The sequence below is a fragment of the Microbacterium caowuchunii genome (assembly GCF_008727755.1).
GTDB lineage: Bacteria > Actinomycetota > Actinomycetes > Actinomycetales > Microbacteriaceae > Microbacterium > Microbacterium caowuchunii.
The window spans coordinates 815,288-840,784 of the sequence record NZ_CP044231.1 but is presented as its reverse complement, the minus strand read 5'-3'; the positions used below and the strand labels follow the sequence as shown (position 1 = coordinate 840,784).

The window sequence follows — 25,497 nt, the reverse complement described above, 5'->3', positions numbered from 1 at the left end:
CAGAGGACCTCTCGGGGTCGGTACATCGGAGGAAGTCATGCTCACCACCAAGAAGAAGATCACAGCCGGTATCTCTCTCGCTTTCGTGGGTGCGCTCGCGCTCGCGGGCTGTAGCGGTTCGGCCGAGACGACCGAGACGTCCTCGGCGCCCATGGCGTCCGAGTCGGAGACCATGGAGACCGAATCGGCCATGGGCGACCTCGTCGGCCCCGGTTGCGCGGCCTACGCCGAAGAGGTGCCGGATGGCGCGGGCTCGGTCGAGGGAATGGCCATGGACCCGGTCGCCACGGCTGCCGCCAACAACCCGCTCCTGACCACGCTCACGGCAGCTGTCAGCGGTCAGCTGAACCCCGAGGTCAACCTCGTCGACACGCTCAACGGCGGCGAGTTCACCGTCTTCGCCCCCGTGGACGACGCCTTCGCCCTCCTCGACCAGGCGACGCTCGACACGCTTTCCACCGACGCCGAGCTGCTGACGAAGATCCTCACCTACCACGTGGTGCCCGGTCAGGTGAGCCCGGACGAGATCGACGGAACGCACACGACCGTCGAGGGTCAGGATGTGGAAGTCACCGGCAGCGGCGACGCGATCATGGTGAACGGCTCCGCGAGCGTCATCTGCGGCGGCGTGCAGACCTCCAACGCCACGGTCTACCTGATCGACGAGGTGCTGATGCCCCCGGCTTGATCCGCTACTTCCACGGATCGGCCGTCGACGGGTTCGCCCGCGGCGGCCGATCCGTGTTTCCGGATGCGGATGCGGACGTCATCACCCGCGCCGGGCCAGTAGGCTGGGAACCGAGGGCCTCTAGCTCAGTCGGTAGAGCATCGGACTTTTAATCCGCGGGTCGTGGGTTCGAGCCCCACGGGGCCCACTCGCTTCCACTCCTCGCGATCCCTTTTAAACACTGGGATCGCGACTCGCGGACACTCACCAGAATTGCTCCGTGACAACACTTTGACAACATCTGAGCGCAGTTTTGTGACGCGGAACGCCGTCGATTGTTGTCACGAGCCGTTGTCACGTGTCCTCGCCGCGCGACAGAACCTCGAGCACGTCGGACGACGCCGCGGCCGAGCCGAGCGCCTCGGACACCAGGTCGAGGTCGTCGTCGAAGAGGTCGGCATACGTGTCCAGAGTCATCACCGCGGACGCGTGGCCGAGCATCCGCTGCACTGCCTTCACGTGGGCGCCCACCGATATCGCGAGTGATGCGGCGGTGTGTGTTCGGCCTGGTCATCGCCGCCACCCTAGTGATCAACGCTTTAGTCGCTGCTGACTGGATCGTGTACATAGCCGCGGTGGTGTTGTTCGTCCTCACCGTTGCCATGGGTCCAGTAATGGACGCACGCCTTGAGCGTGCCCTGCGGGCGGGCGCGTAGTGGCCGACGATTTCGACGAAATCATCCACGCGCCGAACCGGTTGCGCATCTGCTCGATCCTCGCCGAAGTACATGAGGCAGAGTTCGGGACTCTGCGTGATGCGCTGGCCCTCAGTGACTCCGTGCTGAGCAAGCACCTGAAAGTCCTTGAAGACGCCCGCTATATCGAACTGAGAAAGGGAACGGTCGCGACGCGCACCCGCACATGGGCCGGACTCACGAAAGAGGGCCGCGTGGCCTTCAAGGGCCACATCGCGGTACTACGGACGCTCGCCGCAAGCGCGGACGCGCTGTAAGAAAGCGCGAACTGCGATCGATGCCGCCGTCGGCGAAGAGCAGCGCCTGGACGATCAGCACCACGCTGAGGCACAGAACCGCTGTTGCCGGGCCGACCAGGACGGCGGCGAGCGCTCCGCCCATCAGTTGGCCGCTTGTCCCCACCCCGACGGGGAAGTTGATCATCTGCGCCGCGAAGACGACCGTCGCGACGATGCCGACCATCGGCGCCTTGCGGTCGTCCGTCCCCTCGCGGCGGGCCCGGGGCAACGCCAGGGCGATCCCAGCGACCGCGACCACTCCGGTCCCGATCGAGGTCGGCAGCGTGAGGAATCCGTCGGGAACATGCATCCGAGTCCACTCCGCTCTGTCTGCCGAGATGCGACGGTGTCGCAGTGCCGCCAATGTAGCCCCGCGCTCGGTGCCCTCACCAGGCTCCTGGCGAAGACGGCACGAGTCTGTCTTCACCGGACCATGGTCCCTGGCCGGATCGGAATGCGCGGGTCACAATCAACCCGAGGTCGCGTCGGCGCGCATGCGCGCTGCACGGAAAACCACGGTCCTCGCAGGACCGGCCATCGTTCATTCGGGGGCGAAGGGAGTCAGGATGCGAGACATTGCAGGACAACGGGCACTCAACGCGTCCTCGCACGGGTCCGCAGCGGGTCCGCGGCAGGGGATGGCGCAGCTGCGCCTCGGCCATGTCGTGCTGTTCACGACGGTCAGCGGCATCTGCCTGCCCACGGATCCGCGCCGGACTGCGGAGGACGAACGGCGCTACACGGTGCTGGTCCACGCCGGCGAGAACGGCACGTCGCACTCCCGTATCGTGTGCGCGGACACCGCGCTGGATGCCCTGATCGGAATGCGTGGAGATCTCCGCGCCGTCGCCGTGCCGGATCGTATGCTTCCGCCGCATTCCATCACGGCCGCTGCTGTCCCGCTCGCCGAGACCGCCTTGGTGCGGGCCTCGCGTGCGGTGGTGGGCGTCCTCTTCTCCGTGGCTGCGGTCTCCGCCGGCGGGGACTCGGCGGCGGCAACCGAAGACGTGGTCGTCGCGATGGTCCGCGGCATCCTGCGTGAGCAGCGGCCCGCGATGATCGACGCCGGGGATGGCGACGAGGTGGAGCATCGGGTGTGGGCGTTGATCGCCGACCGGCATCCGGATCCGGAGTTCGACGTGGGCACGATCGCGCGGGAACTGGCCTTCAGCCGCCGTCAGCTCTACCGGCGGGTGACGGGCGAGGCCGGGGTTGCCGCCCTCATCGCGGAGCATCGGCTGTCCACGGCGATGCGGCTGATCGGCGAGGACCCCTCCAAGCCGCTGACCGATGTCGCCTCCTCGTCGGGCTTCTCCCGCCTGGCCAACATGCGGGCGCTGTTCACCGCGCGACTGGGGATGACGCCCACCACGTATCGCCGCGGCATCCTGGCCTCACGCAGCTAGGGAGCGGCGACGCGGTCACTGCGCGGCGGCGTCGGCGTCCGTCGCGGGCGCGATGCCCGACCCGGCACATCCGGCGCACAGTCCGACCAGCCCGCTCTGCCGCGTCCAGCCGGAAGCCGGCGCCCTCCAGGACGCGCGGACCCACCCCGGTCGAGCGTGTCCGGCGGCAGGACGACGACCTCGCCGCAGCGGAGGCAGTGTCCGTGCAGATGCTCGCGGCCGGCCCCGGTGGCAGCAGTCGTCCGACCGGGTCGGTGCGCTCGCGATCGGCTCGCCCGATCGGTGAAAGACGCCCGCGACATCGCCGACGGCGCTCGCAGCCGCCCGTGAAGGCGACACCTTCGTGGTCACCAAGCTCGGGATGGCGGTCGCCCGCGCCAAGGGCCACTAGAACGGCAAGCAACCCAAAGCTTTCGACCACGCAACGCAAGCTCCTGTTCGGCGTGCAAGATCGCGGCGAGTACACCCAGACCGAGATCGCTGAGCTTTTCAATGTGTCCCGTGCCCCGGTCTACCGCGAACTGCAGCGCCGCCGGGTGACATTCCTTGCCACCTGCGAAGCACACATCTTCTGAACCCGCGTCAGCGAAGACCATACGGTGAGGGATCGACTGTGCACGCGACGGCGCCGCCCGCGTGCGATGCCCGTATACGGATCCCTCTACGACCGCCAACGCGCGCAACCACCTTTCCGATGTCATTGATCGCTCGAAGAGCGAACCGGTGTTCATTGAGCGTCGTGGTCAGCGCGCCGCCGTTGTCGTCAGTCCTGAGCAGTACGAGCGGATGCTTGAGGCACTCGAAGACGCCGAAGATGTCGCCGCGTTCGACGAGGCCATGGCAGAGGAAGGCCCCAACATCCCGTGGGCTCAGGTGAAAGCCGACCTGGGCTGGAAGTGACCTACCAGATCGAACTGCGTCCCGCCGCGGTCCGCGCGTTGAAGCAAATTGACCACCAGGACCGCGACCGCATTCACGGGGCGATCGCACTTCTGGGCGAGGACCCACGGCCACCAGCAGCCACAGCGCTCCAGGGACGCCCCGGCCTCCGAGTCCGCATCGGGGACTATCGCGTCATCTACACCGTCGACGACAACGTCCTCATCGTCGCCGTGATCACACTCGGCCACCGCCGCGACGTCTACGACCGCTGAGCGCCCGCAAGCGGATCCGTTTGCTGGCCGGGAAGCTAGGCGAACGGCGCAACCCAGGGCGAGACTCGCCGCATCATCACGCGCTACATTTCCGGCAGATCCATCGCGAGCTCACCGCAGTCTTCGCCCTCGCTCCGACAATCAGCGATCGAGCGGGTGGGGGTGGCGCAGTGCCCGCAGAGAGCGGCTGCTAAGCGCAGCACGACGCGAAGCGGAGAGCGGAGTCTGCAAAGAGCGAACGGAGGGAACGGAGCCGTCAACGGCCGCTACACTCTCGGCGTCGGAACGGGGCACACAATCCCCACAATGCGTTCCTTCTCGTAGTCTCAAGTGATTACCGAGACCCACACTGCGGTGGAGTCTAAAGCCGACCGCGCGCCCACTATGTGGGGGCTCGTTGTCGCGGCGACGTTACTCACGGCCGGAACGATCGCGCTCGTCTGGCTCGCCGCAGTGCCCTTGGGGCCAATCGTCTGCCCCGCAATCTACCCCGCGCCCCGCAACTGCTTCACCTCCGACCGCGCTGGGACCGGACTCGTTGCGACAATCGTCGTGCTCGTCATCTACATCGCGACGATGCTGCTGGCATTCGTCGGAACCCACGGCAGGCGCCCGCTGGTGATCGCGGGCGTCGTCCTGCTTGCCATCGCACCCCTCGTCTCGTATCTGTCGGTCGCCTGGATTCCAGGATTCCCCCTCCCCTGAGGCCTGTCGACGTGGCACCCCGAACCGGCCGACGCAGCCACTCCACGCGGCGGATGTGCCTCGCTTCGACGGAGCCCAGCTGGTCGCCATCGAGATCGAGATCGTCCATCGCCCCAGCGACCTGATCTCAACCCAGCCCGGTACGCGCAGACGTGCCATCAACCGCGCGTGGCCCGCGCGTGACAACAATTTGACAACATCCGTACGCGTTTCGATGTTTGCGACTGTCGCTCGCGGTTGGCTAAAACCGCGGAAAATCAACGAATCTCAGCAATCTTCGACACCGAAAAGCGCGGCTGCGTGGGTTCGAGCCCCACGGGGTCCCACTCACACTTCCTCCGCTCGATCCCTTGTGAACACTGGGATCCCGGGGCTTCGGTCATTCCCTGGATGGGGCCCGTCACAACACTTGACAACGCCGCGGCCCGATCGAGTGCATCTGAAACAGCATCAAGATCGTCCGGAGTGTCCAAGAGATCCAACCGGCCGGTTACCTCACTTCGACTGCACGTGGATTCGCCATGCCGACTCCCGGCATCCAGCAGCTGTACCCCCACGACGATGCGCCGGGCCTGGTCGAGCGCGAGGCGGTGCGTCACGCTCCCGACGCTAGCGCGCGCCCTCGACAGGCGCGAGTACGGCCGGTTTAGTAACGCGCCGACGGAACTCGGGTCCGTCTACGTCTTGCTCGCCTCCGATGAGGTCAGCTACGTCTGGGGCGCGCGGATCGCGCTGACCCGGGGGTCAACCCGGTCCTGTGAGACCGGGTCGGTGGCGGGTCGTTCAAGTCTCGCCACCGACCCCTTTGCTCACGTGGTGCGGACCGGATCCGCGTCCAGGCCCGGCTTGTGGGTCATCTCGTAGATCGCCGCCTGAACACGCGACTGCACCTGCAGCTTCGCCAGCAGCGTGGACACATAATTCTTCACGGTCTTCTCCGCCAGCCCAAGCTGCTGGCCGATCTGCCGGTTGCTCATGCCCAGGGCGACGAGGCGCAGCACCTGACGCTCCCGCATCGCCAGGTGGGGGTCGTGTTCGCCTTCACCGTCAACCCGCGTCGCGTCCGGCTCGCGCCGGGGCGTCACGGCGATGCGCGCGGCGACCTGCTCGCCCCGCGCCACCCGGCGGATCGCACCGAGCAGGACGCGGGCCTGCACATCGTCGGGAAGGTACCCGTGGGCTCCGGCAGCCACCGCACACCCGCGCACCTCCTCTCGCCCGGACCGGCCCAGAATCAAGCAGCGCGCACGGCGATTCTTCGCACGGATCCTGCGAGTCAGCTCGCTCCCGTGGCCGTCGGGGAGCACCGCATCGATGATCACGACATCGGGCAGGATCACCGGGATCCGCCGGGCACTCTCATGCACCGAGCCGGATTCGCCGACGACCACCAGGTCGGGCGCCGCACCGATGAGATCTCGCAGACCTCGTCGGAATATCTCGTGGGAATGAACCAGGAAAATCTTGATGGGTATCGATTCTTGGCTGACAACACGTTGCCGGACCGCCGCAGGTGCGGCTACCGATTGTCCGATCATGGGGGTCCCTCCCGTCCAGGTGCGCCCCCCCTACAAGCACGTCGCTCGTCTTTCCAGCAAAGGCTTTTCACACTCAGTGTCGGAATCATGTCGACACTCTGTCACCATGCTTTCCCATGCGGAAGGACAAACTCCGATTCAGGGTCCTTTGGCCCTGACCGGGGCCTACGGCCCGGAGGATTCACTGGGGAAAACCCAGAAGCGCCATGGATCCGCACGCTTCGGCGAGCACTAGCGGCCATCGGCGTCGTCCGATCGGTACAGGCCCGCTCGAGATCGAGCGACACCACCGTCGCACGACTAGCAGCCTCCTATCGATCTCGACTTTGCCTTCGTTACCTAATCAGGCTCCCCACGAGTAAGTCCTGGGCCAAGCTCCCTCGTATCGTTTCCACCACGCTCAAGTACTCTCGTTCGCCAGGACTCCCCGAACACCAAAGAGAGCGCATCGAACGCAGAGTTCGCTCCGAGATCCTGATGCAGCTCAACCGACGAAACAAGGCCGAGCGGGCAGGAGTCGAGACCGCCACGCTCGTAGATTGCTTGTCCGACTTAGGCAGCTTTACGCACTGTCAGAAACAGAGATCGAGCGAGCGTTCGACCTCGAGCGAAGGCCAGCGCACGACCTCCCACTTCCACCCCGAGCACACGTCTTGCCTTTAGGCTGATCATGCACATCAAGGATCGGCCGGGATACTCAGCCGTGCGGGAAGCTGTCGATGAGTGGACCACCGGCCAGGCAGATCTCCCACTGAACAGCGCGGAACGCGCGCTACTGGCTCTCAAGGTTGTCGCGTGCACATACATCAGCGTGGCCGTCCAAAGAGACAATCCTCGATCCGGCGAGCGACACCCGGCGCGAAGATCTTGAGGGCGCCCGCGCGCTCATTGAGACCTGGAACGTAGATTCGCAGGATTCCGATCTCTACTCCTCCCTCCAGCAAAAGCGCCTGTACGAGGAGTATCGAGCCCACGCCCGGCCAAGTGCATCGCACACACACCGACGCATCGCGGTAATGTCCGGTATCCAGCGGGTCGCTATGGGACCCGCCGGAGTTCCACCCATCAGCGGGCTCGGGACGCGCCCCTTCAGATGTTGACTGTTCCCTGTCGCCCGGAGACCTCGCTGCACTCCTCAGCCCCGTGGAGCGCGTACAACGACAGTGCGGCCGAGTTTCCGATAGAGCGGACCTTCTTCTCCGACATACCGCCGTTGGGCCAGCGGGCGTTGTCGCGCTTCGGGATTGCAGCACTGAGACGGTCGGTCCCGTGCAGCGGGCGCGCCGAGAGGTACTCCCCCGCGCGCCCGCTGCCGGTCCGGCCTAGCCGCGGATCACTTGCCTGCACCCTTGCGCGGCTTGATGAACGTGGCCGGTTCCCGTGCGGCGCGCTTGGCCGCTCGCTTCTCCTTGATCGTCTGCTGCGGAGCCTTCTTGGCCCCGTTCGACTGCGGTGATTTTCCAGACATCGGAACTCGCTTCCCCTTCTCGGCTGGCGGGTGAACCACTGACCATAGCGGCCCCGCGCAGGAAGTCAATTCGTCCGCGGCCGCCACCGCGCGGTGCCGTGGCTTCGACCGCCGATGGCGTCGAAAAGCCCGCGGACTTGCCTTTTTTTGGTTCCCGTCTAGGGTGAGGCATGTCCCCGGCGGTGCTTCACGCATCCCCGACGCGTCGCGTCCGCAGCGCGTCCCGCACCTGGAGGAGGCAGCCATGCCCACCGAAAGATCCCGCAGACACCGACCCATGCGCAGTGGCGCCTCCGCGGCGGTGCAGCCCCCGGACGGCGCGGAACGTGCGGGCACCCAGAACCGCTCGAGCACGCCGTTCACCTGGTCACCCTCGGCACTGCATGCGCGACTGAACGCACAGCATGCCCTCGATGCCCTCCCCCGCCGCATCCGCGGATTCTCCGCCGAGGCACGGGTGCGGATCCGCCGCATCATCGCCCAGGTCGAGAGCCGCCACGTCACGGTACGCGCGGCGACGACGGAGTTGCGCGAGCTGGCCGAGCGACTGCGCGCCCAGCGGCGCATCCACGAGGCACAGCGGAGACCGCACAGCTGGGAGCTCCTCTCCACCCGGCGCGCGCTCGGCCGCTGAATCGCTCAGCCCTTCACGGCCCCGGCCGGTCCCGGCCGATGAGTCCCGCGTCTCGCCGACGACGGCCGCAGAACCCCCGGAACCCAACCGTCACGGCGTCGACAAGCTTCCCCCGACTGGGCGCTGACCGCCGCCCAGCGGGAACCGCGCCCGGCGACAGGACGGAGGGCACCGTCCGGGACTGCTAGTTTGTGGACAAACTGCAGAAACGGAGCCCCAGCGTGACCCGACGCGTGCCCACATTCCTCGTCTCGCTGGTCGCAGCCGTCGCGCTTCTCGCGACCGGCTGCACGGCCGGATCCGCCTCGGAGCCCGCCGACACCGCGGCGCCTCCCGTCGACTCCGTCGCCGGGGTCACCGTTCCGGACGCCTTCACCGCACTGACGCTCATCCCGATCGGCAACCCGCCGCTCCCGTTCCGCGGGACGGACGGCAAGTACCACGTCGCGTACGACCTGCAACTCACCAACGCCACGAAGGTCCCGGCGACGCTGGAGAAGATCGACGTCGTCGATGCCTCGGACCCGAAGAAGATCATCGCCAGCTTCTCCGGAACCTCGCTCGTCGACACCGACTGCAGCTACGGCGACTGCAACCGTCTGCGCGATCTCCCCGCCGGTTACATCGACAGCACCGGGATCCCCCCGCAGGAGACGCGCGTCGTGTTCATCGACTTCGCCCTCGACTCGCTCGACGACGCCCCGAAGGCCCTTCTCCACCACCTCTACGGGACCGGCGCGGCCTCCCCGGCGTTCGGCGAACCGGGACCGATCGACTACCTCACGACCCCCGTCGCCTTCTCGACCCAGAAAGTGCCGGTGATCGCGCCCCCGGTGCGCGGGGACAACTGGGTCGCTCTGAACGGGTGCTGCGAGCCGGGGTTCCCGCACCGGAGCTCGATCATGTCGGTCAACGGCAAGCTCAACAACAGTCAGCGGTTCGCCATCGACTGGAAGCGCACCAACGAGGCGGGCGAGTTCTACTCGGGAGACAAGACGAGCAACGAGAGCTACGCCGATTACGGTACCGATATCCTCGCCGTGGCCGACGCCACCGTCGTCTCGATCCTCGACGGCATGGCGGCCAACGCACCGGGTGTCCTTCCGGCTGAGAACCCGGAACTGGCGGCCAAGCTGACCGTCGAGAACGTGGACGGCAACCACGTCGTCCTGGACCTGGGTGGGGGCGTGTACGCGATGTACGCCCACATGATCTCCGGGTCGGTCACCGTGAAGAAGGGCGACACGGTCACCGAGGGCCAGGTCATCGGGAAGCTCGGGAACACCGGCAATGCGAACGCCTCGCACCTGCACTTCCAGCTCATGGACGGACCGAGCCTGCTCGAGGCCGACTCCCTCCCCTACGAGCTCAAGGGTTTCGATTACGACGGTCAGGTGGACCCGAAGCTCATCGCGGATGCCGACGACTACCTGAGCGGGACGTTCCTGGAGGGCAAGCTCGTCAAGGCGGAACCCCGCAAGAACCAACTTCCGCTCAACCTGGCGATCGTCGACTTCGGCTGAGCGTCGAGGAGACCAGCGCGGTGAAGGTCTGGACGCCGTCCCTTCCCTGACGCCAGGATCGGACCGTACCCGCGGGGACGGCCCGGAAGGAATCGGATGGCACAGGTGACGGTGCAGCGCGATCGGCGACGACCGGACCCGGACCGGCTCTCCGCCGGCCTCATGCTCACCGCCACCGTCGCGGCGATCCTCTGGGCGAACTCCCCGTGGGGAGCCGCCTATGAGGACGTCTGGGCCACCCCGCTGATCGTGGGCGTCGGCGACATCCGGATCACCTTCACCCTGCACGCCCTCGTGAACGACGGGCTCATGACCCTGTTCTTCTTCCTCGTCGGGCTCGAGGTCAAACGCGAGCTCACGATCGGCGACCTGACCGATCGCGCCCGCGCCATCGTCCCCATCACGGCCGCCATCGCGGGGCTCGGCGTGCCCGCCCTGATCTTCGTGCTCATCACGGCCGGCTCCGGAGCCGCACACGCCTGGGGCATCGTCATCTCGACCGACACCGCCTTCCTCCTCGGCGCGCTGGCCGTCATCGGGCCCAAGTTCCCCGCGCGGCTGCGGCTGTTCCTGCTCACCCTGGCCGTCGTCGACGACATCGGAGCGCTGCTGGTCATCGGCCTCTTCTACAGCGACGGGCTGGCGGTGATCCCGCTCGTGATCGCGCTCGCCCTGATGGGCGCGCTCGCCCTCGTGCGCTTCCTGCCGTTCGGGCGCGGCTTCGCCTACACGGCGCTCGGCATCGCGCTGTGGGCGGCGACCTCGGAGGCCGGCATCCATCCGACCCTCGCCGGAGTCGCCGTGGCGCTGCTCATCCCGGTGTTCGCGCCCCGGCGCACCCAAGTGGAACAGACCGAGGAGCTCTCCCGTGCGTTCCGCGAGTCGCCGAACACCGCCTACGCGACGGCCCTGCGCCGCAGCGTCGACGCAGCGATCTCGATCAACGAGCGCACCGACGCCGCATGGCGACCGTACGTGTCCTTCATCGTCCTCCCCGTCTTCGCCCTCGCGAACGCGGGAGTGCATCTGAACGTCGCGACGCTGCGCGATGCGGTGACCTCCCCGATCACCTGGGGCGTCGTCATCGCGCTCGTGCTCGGCAAGTTCGTCGGCATCACCGGAGCCACATGGCTGCTGCGGGCCGCCGGGCGCGGACAGCTCGCCCCCGGCCTCGGCATGCACCGGATCGCGGGAGGGGCTGCACTCTCCGGGATCGGCTTCACCATCTCGCTCTTCCTCGTCCCGATCGCCCTCTCGGACCCGGAGGCACAGGACCTCGCCCGTGTGGGTGTGCTCAGCGCCTCGGTGATCGCCTTCGTACTCGGATGGGCGATCCTCAAGATCGGCGATCGCGTCTGGTCGCCGCAGGCGGTCGGTGCGCAACTGAACCGGCCCGTCGACCCGGCCCGCGACCACATCAAGGGGCCGGTCGACGCGGAGTTCACCATCGTCGAGTACGGCGACTTCGAGTGCCCCTTCTGCGGCCGCGCCACCGGTTCGATCGACGAGGTGTTCACCTACTTCGGCGATCGGGTCCGGTGGGTGTGGCGGCATCTGCCGCTCGATCAGCCGCATCCGCACGCACAGCAGGCCGCGCAGGCGGCCGAGGCCGCGGGCCGGCAGGACCGGTTCTACCCGATGGCGCGGACCCTGTTCGCCAACGCTGAGCGCCTGGAGACGGAGGACCTGTTCCGGTACGCCGCCGAGCTGGGCCTGGATCAGGAGCGCTTCGCCGCGGATTTCGGGTCCGTCGCGACGCTCCGCCGTATCCAGGACGATCGCCTGGATGCCGAGCTGATGGACCTGAACTCCACCCCCACGTTCTTCATCGGAGACCGCAGGCACAAGGGACCGTACGACTCGGCGAGCCTGATCCGCGCGCTGGAAGCGTCGCGCCGGACGGACACCGCGGGGTGACTCAGTCCGTCGACGCGGCCAGACGACCACCGGCATGCGCGATCTCGGCGAGCGCCCGCTCACTGGAATCGGCGTGCACCCCGGCCACCAGATCCGTGAACACCCGCACCCGGCGCCCCGCATCGATCGCGTCGAGGGCCGACGCGCGAACGCAGTAGTCGGTCGCCAGGCCGGCGATGTCGACGTCGAGGATGCCGTGCTCGTCGAGCAACTCGGTGGCGGTCCGTCCGTCGTCCGCATGGCCTTCGAAGAGCGAGTAGGCGGGTCTCCCCTGCCCCTTCTTGAGGTGATGCGTCACGCGGGACGCGTCGAAGACCTCGTCGTACTCCGCGCCGTAGGTGCCGGCGACGCAGTGCACCGGCCAGGTGTCGACGAAGTCGGGTTCCGGCGAGAAGTGTCCGCCGTTGTCGCCTTCCGCATCATGCCAGTCGCGGGAGGCGACGATGAGGTCGTAGTCGTCCGCGTGGGCGGCGAGGTAGCGGGATATGCGTCCCGCCACCTCGTCGCCCCCGACCACTCCCAGCGCGCCGCGCTCGGTGAAGTCGTTCTGGACGTCGACGATGAACAGCGCTTTGCTCATGACTCGAGCGTACGCCGGTACTCGCCCCTCGTCATCGTGTCCGGGTCAACCGTTCCCTCTGCCTCGACCCGGGTCTCGGCGCCGCCGGTGGGACGCGTCTCCGGCCCCTCCCGCCACAGCTTGGAGGGCCACCAGATGACCCGGCCGAGATCGTATCCGAGGGCCGGGACGAGCAGCGAACGCACCACGAAGGTGTCCAGCAGCACACCGAACGCGACGATGAAGGCCAGCTGGGCGAGGAACAGGATCGGGATGACACCGAGCGCCGCGAAGGTGGCCGCGAGCACCAGCCCCGCCGAGGTGATCACACCGCCCGTGGACACGAGACCGCGCCGGATACCGGAGCGCGTGCCGTGCTTGAGCGACTCCTCGCGGACCCGGGACATCAGGAAGATGTTGTAGTCGATGCCGAGCGCCACGAGGAACACGAACCCGTACAGCGGGACCGCCGGGTCGGCTCCCGGGAAGTCGAACACGTAGTTGAACACCAGCGCGCTCACCCCCAGTGCCGTGGCGAAGGAGATCACGGTGCTGAGGATCAGCAGTACCGGGGCCAGGATCGAGCGCAGCAGGACCATCAGGATCAGCAGCACGACCACGAGGATCACCGGGATGATGACCGTGCGGTCGCGGATGGACGTGTCGTTCGTGTCCACGTCGATCGCGGTCTGGCCACCGACGAGTGCCGTGCCTTCGCCGAGCGCGTCATCCAGGCTCGTGCGCAGCTCGCGGACGGTGTCCTCGGCGGCGATCGAATCGGCCGCATCCGTCAACGTCGCGACCAGCAGGACCTCGCCGGAGGAGACCGTGGGCTCGGGAGCGGGCGTGCCGGGGGGTCCGAACGCGGTGAGGACGAGCTCGCCGTTCTGCAGTTCGACCGGCGCCTGACCGGACGGGGAGTCCGCCGAGACGATCGAGACGCTGTCGATGCCGTCGGATTCGTCGAGGACGGTGACCGCGTCCACGGCGTCGTCCTCGGCGACCAGGACGTATGCCGGGCTGCCGGAACCGGCCGGGAAGTGCTCGGACAGGGCCACCTGGCCGTCGCGCGACTCGGAGTACCCCAGCACGAAGTCGCTGGTGGGCACGCCGTCCGCCTTCAGCTGCGTGATACCGGCGGCGCCGACGAGGAGGACGACGGTGCTGATGATCCACACCGGGCGGGCGTGGCGCGCCACGTACCGGGCGACCTTCGCCCACAGCCCGCGGACGGGCTGGGACAGGTCGTCGGAGATCTCGGCGGGGCGTTCCTTGGGGATGAAGGGCCAGAACGCCGCACGGCCGACGAGGGCCAGGAGCGCGGGCAAGAAGGTCAGGGCGGAGAGCATCGCGAAGGCGATGCCGATCGAGGCGATGGGCCCCAGGGCACGGTTGCTCGCGAGATCCGACAGGAGGAGGCAGAGCAGGCCCGCGATGACCGTGCCACCGGAGGCGAGGATGGGCTCCCACGCGCCTCGCCACGCCCGGGTCACCGCTTCCCAGCGGCCCGCGCCTTCGGCGACGACCTCGCGGAAGCGGGCGACGTACAGCAGCGCGTAGTCCGTCGCGGCGCCGATCACCAGGATGAACAGGATGCCCTGCACCTGACCGTTCAGGATGAAGATGTCCGCCTTCGCGAGCCACCAGACCGTCAGGAGCGCGACGCACAGCGCGAACACCGAGGTCATCAGCACGAGCACCGGCAGCAGCGGAGAGCGGTACACGATGATGAGGATCACGAAGACGGCGGCCAGCGCCACGATGAGCAGCAGACCGTCGATGCCGAGGAAGCCCTCGGCGAGGTCGGCCGTGAATCCGGCCGGACCGGTCACCCAGGCTTCCACCCCGGCGGGGAGGTCCTCGGCCAGCACATCGCGGACCTCCTCGACGACGTCACGGACCTCGCCGGACGAGTCGATCGGGACGAAGATCTGCACGGCCTGTCCGTCATCGGACACGACCGGCGGCGAGACCCCTTCGAGCACGCCGTCCAGCTCCGCGACGTCGTCCGCCACGGTCTGCACGTCGGCGATCTGCTCCTCGGTGAGCTCGCTGTCGCTGGCGACCACGACGACCGCGGGGATGCTCTCATCCCCCAGGAAGTCGGTCAGACGCTCGTTGACCTGCGTGGCCGCCGCGCTCTGCGGGAGGAAGGTCGACTGGTCGTTCGTCGCGACCTCGCTGACCTTGCCGAAGTACGGCCCGCCGATGGCGCCGCCGGCGACCCAGATCAGAACGAGCAGTACCGGAATCCCGATCCGCAGCCAACCGGACGGCTTCGAGCCGCGTGAGTGTTTCGTCCGCATGTAACTAGCTTATCTAGCTATCTCCATTCGCGCTAATCCCTGCGCGACCACCGCTCACCCCTCGACGAACATCAGCACGATCGAGGCGACCGCCGAGAGCACTCCGACCGCCGCGCATCCGATGGCCAGCCACAGTGCCGGGCGGATGGCCGGGGCACGGCGCGAGAAGCGGATCCGGTTCGAACCGAGCCGGTAGAACAGATCAACCGTGTCGGCCCAGCCGACGTGCTCGTCGTCACTCGGGGACAGGACGGCCTCCCCCACGCCCCCGTCCGCCGCGAACCAGCGGACGACCCTTCCGCTCGGTGTCGTCTCCACGACGGCGGATGCGGGCAGCCACGTGCCGTCGGCCAGCACGACGGTCAGGGTGACTCCGGCGAAGACCACCCCGGCGCCGAGGCCCACCCAGGTGAAGACCTCGAGGAGGATGTCGAGTGTGCTTCCCATGCGCCCCCGCCTCAGGGATACGAAAGCGGGGCCCGAGCGGGCCCCGCTTCGTGTCGGAGCCACCTAAGGGAATCGAACCCTTGACCTATTCATTACGAGTGAATCGCTCTGCCGTCTGAGCTAAGGTGGCGCGCCGCGCTTACGCGTTGCACGATGATCGATCTTACATGGTTGCGCCGGGCTCCGTGCACCACGGCCGCGCGGAGCGGGCTGTGACGATGTGTGACGACCGAATCGTCCCCCGCGCGGACTGCACCTACCGTCGAATCCGGCACCGCGACGAGGCGAGCGTGGTCTCCGAGAGCACGCGACGCGGTCAGGGCCGTCGTCCCCGCGGTGCTGTCGAGACCGTCAGGAGACCCCCATGTCCAAGAAGCACCTCACCGCCGCAGCACTCGTCCTCCCCCTCGCCCTCATGCTCGGCGCCTGCGCCGGGACCTCCGCCGACGGCGCGTCCGACGGTCCCGTCCGGATCGGCGTGGTCGGCGCCGGCGACCCGTACTGGGAGACCTACGTCGACGCCGCCGCGGCGGAGGGCATCGAGGTCGAGCTGGTCGACTTCAGTGAGTACACCCAGCCGAACCCCGCTCTGACCGCGGGCGAGCTCGACCTCAACCAGTTCCAGCACATCGTCTACCTGGCCACTTACAACGTCGCGAGCGACGAGGATCTGGTGCCGATCGGCTCCACCGCGATCTACCCGCTCGGCCTGTACTCGAGCAAGTACGACTCGGTCGAGGACATCCCCGCCGGCGAGACCGTCGCGGTCTCCAACGACGAGAGCAACCAGGCCCGCGGACTGCTCGTGCTGCAGTCGGCCGGACTCATCGAGCTCGAGGACGGCGGCTCCATCTTCTCCACCGTCGCCGACGTGCTGCCGGAGTCGAAGGTGAAGGTGCAGGCGCTCGACGCCGCGCTGACGGCGACGTCGCTGCCAGATGTCGCCGCCGCGATCATCAACAACGACTTCGTGGAGGACGCCGGCCTGAGCTTCGCCGACGCGATCGCACAGGACGACCCGTCAGACCCCAACGCCCTCCCGTACGTGAACATCTTTGCCGCGCGCGCCGAGGACACCGACGATGAGACCTACCTGAAGCTCGTCGAGATCTACCAGGACACGGTGGCCGTCCAGGACGGCGTCCAGGCCGCATCCGGTGACACCGCCGTGCTGCTGAAGACCCCGACCGCCGATCTGCTGACCTCCCTGCAGGACGTGGAAGCGGACATCCGCGCCCAGCAGTAGCAGTGCCCCGAGCGTGCGGTCCGTCCTCGAGGACGGGCCGCACGCTCACCCCGTCCCCCTGAGGAGCACCATGACGCTCATCCGTCTCCGCGGCGTCGGCAAGACCTTCCCCGCCCCCACGAAGGACGCCGCGCCGATCGTGGCCGTCGACGACGTCGATCTGGATGTGGCTGCGGGCGAGGTCTGCGGCATCATCGGCTATTCCGGCGCCGGCAAGAGCACGGTGCTGCGCCTCATCAACGCGCTCGAGACCCCGACGAGCGGGACGGTGGAGATCGACGGCAGGGACATCACGCGACTGCGGGAGAAAGACCTCCGCACCCTCCGCAGCGACATCGGGATGATCTTCCAGCAGTTCAACCTCTTCGAATCCCGCACCGTGGCCGGCAACGTCGCCTACCCGCTGGAGGTGGCGGGGAGGTCCCGAGCGGAGATCTCCACACGGGTGGCCGAGCTCCTGGAGTTCGTCGGGCTCACCGCGAAGGCACGGAACCATCCGGAGCAGCTCTCCGGCGGGCAGAAGCAGCGCGTGGGCATCGCGCGCGCTCTTGCCACCAGCCCCCGCATCCTGCTGGCCGACGAGGCCACGAGCGCCCTCGACCCGGACACCACGCAGGAGGTACTGGCGCTCCTGCGCCGGGTGAACCGGGAGCTCGGGGTCACGATCGTGGTGATAACCCACGAGATGGAGGTGGTCCGCTCCATCGCCGACCGCGTGGTCGTCATGGAGCAGGGCCGGGTCATCGAGACGGGCAGCGTGTTCGATGTGCTCTCCGCCCCCAGAGAGCGCGCGACCCGTCGGTTCGTGGGCAGCATCATCGACGAGGTCCCCTCCGGCGAGCAGCTGCGCACGCTGCGGGGACGCCACCCCGGGCGCATCGTCACGTTCACCATCCGCGACGGCGACGTCGATCAGGCGGACGTGTTCACCGCGCTGTCGTCGCACGGCGTCCGGTTCGAGCTGATCCACGGCGGCATCAACGACATCGGCGGCCGCGTCTTCGGCCATCTGACGCTCGCGCTCACCGGAGACCCGGATGCGGTCGCCCGCGCGATCACCGCGGCCGCGGCGTTCGCGCCGCTGATCGAGGAGGAGATCCGTGGATAGGCTCGTCGACCTGCTGCCGAACCTCTGGGAGGCCACGGCGGAGACGCTGTACATGGTGACCGCCAGCCTCGTGCTCGGCGGCATCGGCGGCCTGATCCTGGGGGTGGCGCTGTACGCCACACGCGCCGGCAGCCTGTTCCCCCACCGTGCCGTCTTCGGCGTGCTGAACGTCATCGTCAACACGGTCCGGCCGATCCCCTTCGTGATCCTGCTCACCGCCCTGCAGCCGTTCGCGCGCGGCGTCGGCATCCCCGGCATCGGCACGAACTTCGGCGTCTTCGTGATCTCGATCGCCTCGCTGTTCGCCATCAGCCGGATCGTGGAGCAGAACCTGCTGACGGTCCGCCCGGGGGTGATCGAGGCCGCCCGGGCGGCCGGAGCGAGCCGCAGCCGCATCCTGTTCCGCCTGATCCCCCGCGAGGCGCTCGGGCCCCTCATCCTGGGCTACACGTTCATCGTCGTCGCGCTGGTCGATATGACCGCGATGGCCGGCGCCGTCGCCGCGGGCGGCCTCGGCGACTTCGCCATCGTCTACGGCTTCAAGCAGTTCAACCCGTGGGTGACCTGGTCGGCCGTCGTCGTGATCGTGATCATCGTGCAGGGCGTGCAGTTCTTCGGGAACGCCCTCGCGCGGCGCGTCCTGCGCCGCTGAGGGTCACTCGCAGCGCAGCCCGTCCCGGGGCACGGTTCCGTCGATGAAGTAGGCCTCGACCGCCTCGTCGACGCACTCGTTGCCCTTGAGGTACCCGGTGTGGCCCTCCCCCACCCGTGTGATGAGCACGGCCGAGGCGAGCTGGTCGGCCAGGGCGACCGACCATTCGTAGGGCGTGGCCGGGTCGTTCGTGGTGCCGATGACGACGATGGGTGCGGCCCCCCGGGCGGTCAGTGCGTCGCGGGTGCCGGTCGGCTCGTACGGCCACACCTCGCACAGATCCACGCCGTCCCAGTACGGTGCGACGGTCGGCGCCTTCTCGGCGAGCACCGCCCGGGCCGCCTCCTCCTGCTCAGGGGTCGGCGCATCCGGGTAGTCCATGCAGTTGTACGCGAGGAACGCCTCCGTGGAGTTGTCCGTGTAGCGTCCGTCGCTGCGGGCGTAGTAGAAATCGGCGAGCAGGAACGCGGTCGCCGGGTTCCCCTGGAGGGTCTCCCGCAACGCCGTGGTCAGCGTCGGCCAGTTCCCCTGGTTGTAGAGCGCGGCGATGATGGCGGTGAGGAGCGTGTCGGCGCCGAGACGCCGTCCGTCGGCGCCCGCGAGCGGTGCGCGATCCACACTCGCCAGCAGCGTCCCGATGTCGGCCATACCGTCGTCGACGGTGCCCGCGAACGGGCAGTCGCTCGTGCGCAGGCACGACGCCATGTAGGCGCGCAGGGCCGACTCGAAACCGATCGCCTGCGTGGTGGAGACCTCCAGCTCGGACGTCTGCGGGTCGATCGCGCCGTCGAGGACGAAGCGGCCCACCCGCTCCGGGTAGAGCTCCGCGTAGGTGGCGCCGAGGAACGTTCCGTACGAGTACCCGAGCAGATTCAGCGTCTCGTCGCCCAGCACGGCGCGCAGGAGGTCCATGTCGCGCGCCGCCTGGACGGTTGTGACGTAGGGCAGGATGCCGTCGCTGTTCGCGTCGCAGGCCGCGGCGAACGCCTCGTTGCGGGCGTTCAGCTCGTCCGTCCACTCCTGCGTGCCGCGCGGAGCCGCAGGCACGTCGTAGAGGTACGCGTCCATGCCGGCCGCGTCCAGACAGCGCACCGCGGTGGACTCGCCGACGCCGCGGGGGTCGAAGCCGATCACGTCGTAGTGCTGCTGCAGCGCTTCGCCGGTGGCGAAGCCGATGCTGTCGCGGATGAGCTCCACCCCGCTCGCGCCGGGGCCGCCCGGGTTGACCAGGAGGGATCCCAGCGGGTCGCCGTCGGTCGCGCGCTGCCGGATGATCGCCAGGCCGATCTCGCCGAGGTCCGGATCCGTCCAGTCGAGCGGAGCCCGCACGGTGGTGCAGTCGAAGCCCGTGCCGCAGTCCTCCCACGCGAGCTCCTGGGAGTAGAACGGCACCAGGTCCTCGTCGACGCCGGACACGTCCGGCGTCGCGCTGCGGGAGGGCGCCGGCGGGTCGGGCAGGAACGAGCACCCCGACAACAGCAGGGCCGCCACGGCGATCGTCGCGACGGCGGCGCGGCGCAGCGCCCGGGCAGGGGTTCTCATGAAGCGGACCTTCCGGTGACGACGGCGACGAGCAGGCTCTCCAGCGCCAGGGTCGGAGCGGCGTTGCGCTCCACGTTCCGGCGGGTGAGGGCGATCTCGTCCAGGACGAGCAGCGTGCGGGGGGGAGCCCAGATCTCGGCGAGGGAGCGTAGTTCCTGGGCGAGCTCGAGGTTGATGAGCCCCTCCTCACGCCCGAATTGCAGCATCACCACGTCGCGGAACATCGACTGGAGATCGGTGAGCACGCGGTCGATCCCGTCGCGCAGGCTCCGGGTCGCCCGTCGCTTCTGCTCGTCCGCGAGGGCGTTCAGCTGGGACCGCACCGCGGGCGGCACGGCTGCCCCCTCGGCGATGCCCACCGTGCGCAGCAACTGCGCCCGCTCGGCTTCATCGCGTTCGAGGGTGAGGGCCTTGGCGTCCTCGGTCGCGGCCTGCACGATCCGCGCCGCCGCTTCCACGGCGTCGCCGACGCTGCGCACGGCGAGCACCGCACGGAGTGTGGCGTCCCGGCGTGTCCGCGCGTCCGCGTCCGTCGCCAGCCGCTGCGCCATGCCGATGTGCCGCTGGGCGTGACGCGCCGACTGCGCGGCGATCGCCGGATCCGTGCCGGTGCGCTGGACGATCAGTCGGGCGACGTCGTCGACATCGGGTTCGTGCAGGCGCACGGTCCGCACCCGGGAGCGGATCGTCGGCAGCAGGTCCGCGTCGCTGGGCGCGCAGAGTACCCAGACGGTGCGCTCGGGCGGTTCCTCGAGGGCCTTCAGGAGCACGTTGGAAGTGCGTTCGGCCATCCGATCGGCGTCTTCGACCACGATCACCCGGTAGCGTCCGAGCGAGGGGGAGAAATAGGCGCGTTCGACGAGTTTCCGCGCCTCCTCGATCCGGATGATGACCTGCTCGGTGCGGAGCGCCGTGAGGTCGGGATGCGTCCCGGACAGCACCTGCTGCATCGCGGAGGTGTCGCCGGGCTCCGCGATGAGAGCGGCGGCGAAGGCGTAGGCGAGGGTGGACCGACCGGAACCGGGGGGCCCCGTGATCAGCCAGGCATGGGTCATCTGGGCCGGATCCTCGGCCGCGGAACGCAGCATCCCGACCGCCTCGTCCTGGCCCCAGACCTCGCCCCAGGGGATGGTGGCGGACGCAGACTGCATGCATTCACCCTAACTGCGAGCAGCGACCCGCACGGGCCCGCCGACCGCTTCCGTGCACAGTTACAGCAGGGCGGCGATGCGGTCCCGGATCGCCGCGGCGATCTCGGCGGGAGGACGCCCGGCATCGACCACCACGAACCGTCCGGGCTCCGCTGCGGCGAGATCCAGGTACGCCGCGCGCACCCGCTCGTGGAAGTCCGCCCGCTCCGCCTCAAGCCGGTCGAACGGCTTGTCCGCCGCATCCAGCCGCCGCCGCGCGGTGTCCGGATCGAGGTCCAGCAGCACCGTCACGTCGGGAAGGACACCGCCCGTCGCCCACAGCGAGAGGTCCCGGACCTCGGTCGCGTCCAGGACCCGGCCCGCACCCTGGTAGGCCACGGAGGAGTCCAGATACCTGTCCTGGATCACCACCTCGCCCCGGGCGAGCGCCGGACGCACGAGCGTGTCGATGTGCTGCGCACGATCGGCCGCGTAGAGCAACGCCTCGGCGCGCGGGGAGATCTCCCCGCGGTGGTGCAGCACGATGTCGCGCACGAGCACGCCCACCTCGGTGCCGCCCGGTTCGCGCGTGCGCAGCACCGTCCGCCCCAGCCCGCTGAGCCACTCCTCGAGCAGCGCGGCCTGCGTGGTCTTGCCCGAGCCGTCGCCGCCCTCGAAGGTCACCCAGAGACCGGGCGCGTGCCCGCTCACTTCTTCTTCGCGGCGGGCTTGCGGGTCGTCGCCTTGCGCTTGGGGGCCGGTCCCTTCGCACGCTTGTCGGCGAGCAACTGCTTCGCGCGCTCGAAGTCGACGTCCTCCACGGTCTCGCCGCGCGGGATCGTGGCGTTGGTCTCGCCGTCGGTGACGTACGGGCCGAAGCGGCCGTCCTTCACCTTGATCGGCTTGCCGCTGACCGGATCCGCGTCGAACTCCTTGAGCGCGCTGGACGCACGCCGGGCACCGTACTTCGGCTGTGCGTAGATCTCCAGCGCCTGCTCGAGCGTCACGTCGAAGATGAGTTGCTCGTTCTCGAGCGTCCGGGAGTCGGCGCCCTTCTTCAGGTAGGGACCGTACCGGCCGTTCTGCGCGGTGATCTGCTCGTCCGTGGCGGGGTCGACCCCGACCACGCGCGGCAGGTCCAGCAGCTTCAGCGCGGTCTCGAGGTCGATCGTGTCGACCGACATGCTCTTGAACAGGGATGCCGTGCGGGGCTTCGGCGCGGCGACCTTCTTCGCCCCGCGCTTCTTCGGCGCCTCGACAACCTCCCCGGTGGACGCGTCCGCATCCTCCGGATCGGTCGGCTCGACCTCCTGCACGTAGGGTCCGAACCGGCCGTCCTTGACGACGACGAGTTTGCCGTTCTCGGGGTTCTCCCCCAGCACACGGTCGCCCGCCACCGGCGCGTCGATGAGCTCCTGCGCCTTCTCCGGGGTGAGCTCGTCGGGGGCGAGGTCCTCGGGGACGTTGACGATGCGGGGCTTCGCCTCCGGGTCGTCCGATTCGACGACCTCCAGGTACGGGCCGTACTTGCCGAAGCGCAGCGTGGCGGTGTCGGTGATGCGCGTGGAGTTCAGTTCGCGCGCGTCGATGTCACCGAGGTTGTCCACGATGTTGCGGAGCCCGGCGTGGTTCTCCGAACCGAAGTAGAAGTCCCGCAACCACTGCTCGCGCCGCTGCTCGCCGCGGGCGATGGCATCCAGGTCGTCCTCGAGCGCCGCGGTGAAGTCGTAGTCGACGAGGTCGGCGAAGTGCTCCTCCAGCAACCGCACGACGCTGAACGCCAGCCAGCTGGGGACGAGCGCCTGTCCGCGCTTGCTCACGTAACCGCGGTCCAGGATGACGTCGATGATGCTGGCGAAGGTCGAGGGACGGCCGATGCCGCGCTCCTCGAGCGCCTTCACCAGGCTCGCCTCGGTGTACCGCGGCTTCGGGTTCGTGCTGTGTCCCTTGGGCTCGACGTCCCGTGCGGCCAGCACATCGCCGACGGCGAGCGCGGGCAGCGCCTGGTCGTCGGCCTTGTCCGCGTCGCCGCGCTTCTCGTCGCGACCCTCCTCGTACGCCTCCAGGAAGCCCTTGAAGGTGTAGACGGTGCCGGATGCGGTGAACTCCACCGACTTGCCGCCGGCGGTCAGCGACAGCGTGGTCGTGGTGGTCTCGTACTTCGCGTCGGACATCTGGCTCGCGACCGTGCGCTTCCAGATGAGCTCGTACACGCGCTGCTCGTCGCGATCCAGCTGCCCGGCCACGGAGGCGGGGGTCCGGAAGTTCTCCCCGGACGGGCGGATCGCCTCGTGCGCCTCCTGCGCGTTCTTGCTCTTGCTCGCGTAGGTGCGCGGGTTGGCGGGCACGGCCCGGTCGCCGTAGAGCGCGACCGCCTGCTCGCGAGCGGCCTGGATGGCCTGGCTCGACAGCGAGGTCGAGTCGGTGCGCATATAGGTGATGTACCCCTTCTCGTAGAGACGCTGGGCGACGCTCATGGCGTGCTTCGCGCTCATCGAGAGCTTGCGACCGGCCTCCTGCTGCAGGGTGGAGGTGGTGAACGGCGCCTTGGGGCTGCGGGTACCGGGCTTGGCCTCGAGGTTGGAGACCGTGACCTCGCCGACCTGCTCGATCGCGGCGGCCAGTTCGCGGGCGTCCTTCTCGGACAGCACGATGACGGCCTTCTTCAGCTTGCCGCGGTCGTCGAAGTCGGTTCCTCGTGCGAGCGGCGCTCCATCGATGCGTGCCAGGCGCGCAGTGAAGCCGGTGCCGTCCTTGACGGCGAGGGTCTCGATGCCCCAGTAGTCGGCCGAGACGAACGCCATGCGCTCGCGCTCGCGTTCCACGACCATGCGGGTCGCGGCGGACTGCACGCGCCCGGCGCTCAGCGCCGTACCCTCGCGGCCGCTGCCGACCTTCCGCCACAGCACCGGGGACACGTCCCACCCGTACAGGCGGTCCAGCACACGGCGGGTCTCCTGCGCGTCGACGAGCGCGAGGTCCAGCTCGCGCGTGTTCTCCGCGGCGGCGCGGATGGCGTCCTTGGTGATCTCGTGGAAGACCATGCGCTTGACCGGGACCTTGGGCTTGAGTACCTCGAGCAGGTGCCAGGCGATCGCCTCGCCCTCACGGTCCTCATCGGTGGCGAGCAGGACCTCGTCGGCGTCCTTCAGCGCGCGCTTCAGTTCGGTGACCGTCTTGGTCTTCCGATCGTTGATCACGTAGTAGGGCTCGAAGCCGTTGTCGACGTCGATCGAGTACTTGCCGTACGCGGCCTTCTTCTCGGCCGGGATGTCCTTCTTGCTCGCGAGGTCGCGGATGTGGCCGACGGAGCTGAGGACCTCGTAGCCGTCACCCAGGTACCCCTGGATGGAGGTCATCTTCGTCGGCGACTCGACGATCACGAGCTTCTTGCCCTGACCGGTCTTCGTCTTCGCGCCCTGTGCCAACAGAGGTCCTTTCGTCGTTTGCACACCATACACACTCGCGCAAGGCAGGCTGCTGGGAGGCATCATCGGCCGACGACGATCGTCTGGCCGGGTGGCGGCCCCGCTCGCGCGACGGCCATGGCGGGGAACGGACCGAACGAGCCACTGATCCGGACCGTTGCGGTGATTCCCTCTACCTCGCAGGATACGACGTCGAACGCCCCCTCGGCTGCGATCCGGCCGGCGCGGTCGCACGGGACGCCCGAGATCGCCCCGGACGCGGCGTCGGCCGCAGCGAGCGCGGCAGCGTCCACCGCGGCGGAGAGACGCTGCGCGTGCACGGCCCCCGCGCCGACCGCGGCGAGCCCGACCGTCACGGTCGCGAGGACGGCGAGCATGCCCGCCGAGGTGGCCGCGCCCGGCATCAGCGTCCCCCGTCGAGCGCGCAGGATCGCGCGTGGACGCGGACCCCCGGGAGCACCGGACCGGCCGGGGCGGAGGCCACCACGCACACGAGGTCGTCCTCGCGGGCGAGGGTGCTGCGCGCACCGCCGACCGAGCCTGCCACGAGGGCGAAGGCGCGGCCCTCGTCGTCGCCGCGAGCGACCAGCCGCGCGGCGTCCGCCGTCGCGTCCTGGAGGCGCACCTGCCGGGACGCCGTCGACAACGCGCCCACGCACAGGGCGACGAGCAGGACGATCGCCGGCAGGGCGACCGCGAACTCGGCGCTGACCGAGCCGCGGTCGCCGAGCCGGCCTCTCATTCGACCGTCAGGGCGCGGCGCACGAGGTCCTCGAGGATCCCCCGCACCGCGTCGGAGCGCATGATGACGACGAGCATGCCGGCGAACGCGACCGCCGCCATCGTGGCGATCGCGTATTCGGCGGTCGCGGCGCCGCTCTCATCGGCGAACAGGGACCTCGCCCGGGCGGTGCCGAGGGGCGGGAGCGGGGTGACGTGGGGCCGTCTGCGGATGCGGCGCGCACGGGGAGTCGGGGACATGGATCTTCCTTTCGGTTCGGGGCACGGATGGTGGGCACGGACAGCACGGACGG

The 25,497-nt window shown here is 68.7% G+C and carries 25 protein-coding genes, 2 tRNA genes and 1 pseudogene; 13 read left to right on the top strand and 15 right to left on the bottom strand.

What is annotated here, in order from left to right; all coding sequences use genetic code 11:
• Positions 1-37: 37 nt before the first annotated feature.
• Positions 38-688, top strand: a complete 651-nt coding sequence (locus F6J84_RS03940; protein WP_150894598.1) for a fasciclin domain-containing protein — start codon at positions 38-40, stop codon at positions 686-688.
• A 114-nt stretch (positions 689-802) separates the two neighbouring features.
• A tRNA-Lys gene (locus tag F6J84_RS03935) sits at positions 803-875 on the top strand.
• A 146-nt stretch (positions 876-1,021) separates the two neighbouring features.
• Here F6J84_RS03935 and F6J84_RS03930 read toward each other — a convergent pair.
• A pseudogene (locus tag F6J84_RS03930) lies at positions 1,022-1,225 on the bottom strand (site-specific integrase); the annotation flags it as partial.
• Positions 1,226-1,382: 157 nt separating this feature from the next.
• On the opposite strand from F6J84_RS03930, the gene F6J84_RS03925 reads away from it, so the two are divergent.
• Positions 1,383-1,679 carry a transcriptional regulator gene (locus F6J84_RS03925; protein WP_150971550.1) on the top strand — a complete coding sequence of 99 codons (297 nt, stop codon included), beginning with the start codon at positions 1,383-1,385 and terminating at the stop codon, positions 1,677-1,679.
• Here the strand turns inward: F6J84_RS03925 and F6J84_RS03920 are convergent.
• Positions 1,624-2,010 carry an energy-coupling factor ABC transporter permease gene (locus tag F6J84_RS03920; protein WP_150971548.1) on the bottom strand — a complete coding sequence of 129 codons (387 nt, stop codon included), beginning with the start codon at positions 2,008-2,010 and terminating at the stop codon, positions 1,624-1,626. The two genes, F6J84_RS03925 and F6J84_RS03920, sit on opposite strands and share 56 nt — an antisense overlap.
• A 256-nt stretch (positions 2,011-2,266) precedes the next feature.
• On the opposite strand from F6J84_RS03920, the gene F6J84_RS03915 reads away from it, so the two are divergent.
• The 4 genes from F6J84_RS03915 (at position 2,267) to F6J84_RS03900 (ending at position 4,965) form a co-directional block, all read left to right on the top strand.
• The gene (locus F6J84_RS03915) at positions 2,267-3,106 is read left to right on the top strand and encodes an AraC family transcriptional regulator (protein WP_191905745.1); all 840 of its coding nucleotides are present in this window, start codon (positions 2,267-2,269) and stop codon (positions 3,104-3,106) included.
• 636 nt (positions 3,107-3,742) lie between these two features.
• Complete coding sequence (locus F6J84_RS03910) at positions 3,743-4,006, top strand: type II toxin-antitoxin system Phd/YefM family antitoxin (protein WP_150971544.1); 264 nt, start codon at positions 3,743-3,745, stop codon at positions 4,004-4,006.
• Positions 4,003-4,260 carry a type II toxin-antitoxin system RelE family toxin gene (locus F6J84_RS03905; protein ID WP_150971542.1) on the top strand — a complete coding sequence of 86 codons (258 nt, stop codon included), beginning with the start codon at positions 4,003-4,005 and terminating at the stop codon, positions 4,258-4,260. Before F6J84_RS03910 ends, F6J84_RS03905 begins: the two co-directional genes overlap by 4 nt.
• Positions 4,261-4,590: 330 nt before the next feature.
• Positions 4,591-4,965 carry a hypothetical protein gene (locus tag F6J84_RS03900; protein WP_150971540.1) on the top strand — a complete coding sequence of 125 codons (375 nt, stop codon included), beginning with the start codon at positions 4,591-4,593 and terminating at the stop codon, positions 4,963-4,965.
• A gap of 809 nt (positions 4,966-5,774) precedes the next feature.
• On the opposite strand, the gene F6J84_RS03890 is transcribed toward F6J84_RS03900, so the two are convergent.
• Together F6J84_RS03890 and F6J84_RS15750 are read right to left on the bottom strand one after the other, a co-directional pair.
• A complete protein-coding gene (locus F6J84_RS03890; protein ID WP_150971538.1) occupies positions 5,775-6,503 on the bottom strand; it encodes a LuxR C-terminal-related transcriptional regulator in 729 nt (242 codons plus the stop codon).
• Between the two features lie 1,333 nt (positions 6,504-7,836).
• Entirely contained in the window at positions 7,837-7,971 is a 135-nt protein-coding gene (locus tag F6J84_RS15750; protein ID WP_275094023.1) for a hypothetical protein, read from the bottom strand.
• A gap of 277 nt (positions 7,972-8,248) precedes the next feature.
• On the opposite strand from F6J84_RS15750, the gene F6J84_RS15435 reads away from it, so the two are divergent.
• The 3 genes from F6J84_RS15435 to nhaA all read left to right on the top strand — a co-directional run bounded on the left by F6J84_RS15435 (position 8,249) and on the right by nhaA (position 12,045).
• Positions 8,249-8,605, top strand: a complete 357-nt coding sequence (locus tag F6J84_RS15435) for a hypothetical protein (protein ID WP_191905744.1) — start codon at positions 8,249-8,251, stop codon at positions 8,603-8,605.
• Positions 8,606-8,826: 221 nt separating this feature from the next.
• Positions 8,827-10,128 (top strand): M23 family metallopeptidase, encoded by a 1,302-nt coding sequence (locus F6J84_RS03880; RefSeq protein WP_238702587.1) that lies wholly within the window; start codon positions 8,827-8,829, stop codon positions 10,126-10,128.
• 96 nt (positions 10,129-10,224) lie between these two features.
• Complete coding sequence (gene nhaA / locus F6J84_RS03875; protein WP_150971533.1) at positions 10,225-12,045, top strand: Na+/H+ antiporter NhaA; 1,821 nt, start codon at positions 10,225-10,227, stop codon at positions 12,043-12,045.
• 1 nt (position 12,046) lies between these two features.
• Here nhaA and F6J84_RS03870 read toward each other — a convergent pair whose 3' ends face one another.
• From F6J84_RS03870 to F6J84_RS03855, 4 genes are all read right to left on the bottom strand, one after another.
• Positions 12,047-12,625, bottom strand: coding sequence for an isochorismatase family protein (locus F6J84_RS03870; RefSeq protein WP_150971531.1), 579 nt, complete (start codon positions 12,623-12,625; stop codon positions 12,047-12,049).
• On the bottom strand, positions 12,622-14,910 hold the full coding sequence (locus tag F6J84_RS03865; protein WP_150971529.1) for an MMPL family transporter: 2,289 nt from the start codon (positions 14,908-14,910) through the stop codon (positions 12,622-12,624). Before F6J84_RS03865 ends, F6J84_RS03870 begins: the two co-directional genes overlap by 4 nt.
• A gap of 54 nt (positions 14,911-14,964) precedes the next feature.
• On the bottom strand, positions 14,965-15,357 hold the full coding sequence (locus F6J84_RS03860; RefSeq protein WP_150971527.1) for a hypothetical protein: 393 nt from the start codon (positions 15,355-15,357) through the stop codon (positions 14,965-14,967).
• Between the two features lie 57 nt (positions 15,358-15,414).
• Positions 15,415-15,487 (bottom strand) — tRNA-Thr (locus F6J84_RS03855).
• 234 nt (positions 15,488-15,721) lie between these two features.
• Between F6J84_RS03855 and F6J84_RS03850 the strand changes: the two genes are divergently transcribed.
• The 3 genes from F6J84_RS03850 to F6J84_RS03840 all read left to right on the top strand — a co-directional run bounded on the left by F6J84_RS03850 (position 15,722) and on the right by F6J84_RS03840 (position 18,363).
• Positions 15,722-16,603: a MetQ/NlpA family ABC transporter substrate-binding protein gene (locus F6J84_RS03850; RefSeq protein ID WP_150971525.1), complete on the top strand. Its 882-nt coding sequence runs from the start codon at positions 15,722-15,724 to the stop codon at positions 16,601-16,603.
• Positions 16,604-16,673: 70 nt separating this feature from the next.
• On the top strand, positions 16,674-17,711 hold the full coding sequence (locus F6J84_RS03845; RefSeq protein WP_150971523.1) for a methionine ABC transporter ATP-binding protein: 1,038 nt from the start codon (positions 16,674-16,676) through the stop codon (positions 17,709-17,711).
• Complete coding sequence (locus tag F6J84_RS03840) at positions 17,704-18,363, top strand: ABC transporter permease subunit (RefSeq protein WP_191905743.1); 660 nt, start codon at positions 17,704-17,706, stop codon at positions 18,361-18,363. Before F6J84_RS03845 ends, F6J84_RS03840 begins: the two co-directional genes overlap by 8 nt.
• A 3-nt stretch (positions 18,364-18,366) precedes the next feature.
• Here the strand turns inward: F6J84_RS03840 and F6J84_RS03835 are convergent, their stop codons facing one another.
• From F6J84_RS03835 to F6J84_RS15430, 7 genes are all read right to left on the bottom strand, one after another.
• The gene (locus tag F6J84_RS03835) at positions 18,367-19,905 is read right to left on the bottom strand and encodes an alpha/beta hydrolase (protein WP_150971521.1); all 1,539 of its coding nucleotides are present in this window, start codon (positions 19,903-19,905) and stop codon (positions 18,367-18,369) included.
• Complete coding sequence (locus F6J84_RS03830; RefSeq protein ID WP_150971519.1) at positions 19,902-21,056, bottom strand: DNA polymerase III subunit delta'; 1,155 nt, start codon at positions 21,054-21,056, stop codon at positions 19,902-19,904. Before F6J84_RS03830 ends, F6J84_RS03835 begins: the two co-directional genes overlap by 4 nt.
• Positions 21,057-21,116: 60 nt before the next feature.
• Positions 21,117-21,746, bottom strand: coding sequence for a dTMP kinase (tmk, locus tag F6J84_RS03825; RefSeq protein WP_150971517.1), 630 nt, complete (start codon positions 21,744-21,746; stop codon positions 21,117-21,119).
• Complete coding sequence (gene topA / locus F6J84_RS03820) at positions 21,743-24,463, bottom strand: type I DNA topoisomerase (RefSeq protein WP_275094022.1); 2,721 nt, start codon at positions 24,461-24,463, stop codon at positions 21,743-21,745. The genes tmk and topA overlap by 4 nt, the downstream gene beginning before the upstream one ends.
• Positions 24,464-24,525: 62 nt before the next feature.
• Positions 24,526-24,867 (bottom strand): helicase, encoded by a 342-nt coding sequence (locus F6J84_RS03815; RefSeq protein ID WP_150971515.1) that lies wholly within the window; start codon positions 24,865-24,867, stop codon positions 24,526-24,528.
• Positions 24,867-25,205, bottom strand: a complete 339-nt coding sequence (locus tag F6J84_RS03810; protein WP_150971513.1) for a TadE family type IV pilus minor pilin — start codon at positions 25,203-25,205, stop codon at positions 24,867-24,869. Before F6J84_RS03810 ends, F6J84_RS03815 begins: the two co-directional genes overlap by 1 nt.
• A complete protein-coding gene (locus tag F6J84_RS15430; RefSeq protein ID WP_191905742.1) occupies positions 25,202-25,444 on the bottom strand; it encodes a DUF4244 domain-containing protein in 243 nt (80 codons plus the stop codon). Before F6J84_RS15430 ends, F6J84_RS03810 begins: the two co-directional genes overlap by 4 nt.
• Positions 25,445-25,497 lie beyond the last annotated feature (53 nt).